Origin of the sequence: Lactobacillus nasalidis, from assembly GCF_016587775.1 — a bacterium.
In the GTDB taxonomy this organism is placed as follows: Bacteria; Bacillota; Bacilli; order Lactobacillales; family Lactobacillaceae; genus Lactobacillus; species Lactobacillus nasalidis.
This window is the reverse complement of record NZ_BOCG01000415.1, coordinates 1-1,136: the sequence shown is the minus strand read 5'-3', so window position 1 is coordinate 1,136 and position 1,136 is coordinate 1. Positions and strand designations below refer to the sequence as shown.

Annotated in this window: 2 protein-coding genes; one reads left to right on the top strand and one right to left on the bottom strand. The window is 55.1% G+C overall.

Going from position 1 to position 1,136, the window contains the following annotated elements; genetic code table 11:
- The coding region (gene hflX, locus lacNas_RS07655; RefSeq protein WP_201331482.1) for a GTPase HflX at positions 1 to 911 on the top strand (911 nt) is incomplete at its 5' end.
- A 62-nt stretch (positions 912 to 973) separates the two neighbouring features.
- Here hflX and lacNas_RS07650 read toward each other — a convergent pair.
- On the bottom strand, positions 974 to 1,136 hold a 163-nt coding region (locus tag lacNas_RS07650; RefSeq protein ID WP_201346747.1), incomplete at its 5' end, for an IS3 family transposase.

Sequence of the window (1,136 nt, the reverse complement as noted above, 5' to 3'; positions counted from 1 at the left end):
TCCAATTGGCACGCCTGCAATACGAACTGCCCCGGCTGCATCCCTCTGAAAACAGCCTCGACCAGCAGCGCGGCAGCGGCGGCTCCACTGGCGGCGGCTTCGCCAACCGCGGGGCCGGTGAATCCAAACTGGAAATGAACCGGCGGACCATCGGCAAGCAGATCTCCGCCATCAAGCACGAGCTCAAGGAAATCGCCGGCCAGGAAGAAATCAAGGCCGCCCGACGCAACCAAAGCCACCTGCCTAAAGTGGCCCTGGTCGGCTATACCAACGCCGGCAAGTCCACGACCATGAACGGCCTGCTCAAGGCCTTCGGCGCCGGCAGCGAGGACAAGCAGGTCATGGCCAAAGACATGCTCTTTGCCACCCTGGACACGTCTGTCCGCCGGATCGACCTGGACGGCTTCTCCTTCATCCTGTCTGACACCGTTGGCTTCGTTTCTAAACTACCCCACAAGCTGGTTGACTCTTTCAAGGCCACCCTGCAGGAAGCCAGAGACGCTGACCTCCTAATCAACGTCGTTGACGCCGCTGACCCCAACATGAACCAGATGATCAAGACCACCCTGGAAGTTCTGGACGAAATCGGCGTCAAGGACATGCCGATGATCACTGCCTACAACAAGGCTGACCTCACCGACCGGTCCTATCCGCAGATTGAAGGTAATGACCTGCTCTACAGTGCGGTCGACCCGGCCTCAATCCAGGCCCTGGCCAAATTGATCACGACCCGCCTTTTCAGCAATTACCAAATCGCTGACCTTCGCCTGCCGCTGACGGCCGGCAAAGACCTGGCCTACCTGCACCAGCATGCCAGAGTATTAAAGGAAGACTACCAGGCTGACGGGATCGAAATCTCCGCCCGCCTGTCCCCGCAGGACCGCGACCGCTTCAGCGCCTACCTGTTATAAGACTGTTATAAGGACACAAAAAGCCAGACTGATGTGACCCCCAAAATTGGGACAAATTAGTATTACGCCGTTAAGGTTGTTAGAACATGATTCCGATATTCAATCGGGGTCATGTTTTTTCGTCCTGTTTTGATTCTTACGTTGTTGTAGTAATCGATATATTTGTGAATAGCTTGTTCAATCTCATTTAGGTCTTTGTATTTGTGCTCCTGCCCATAGAACATC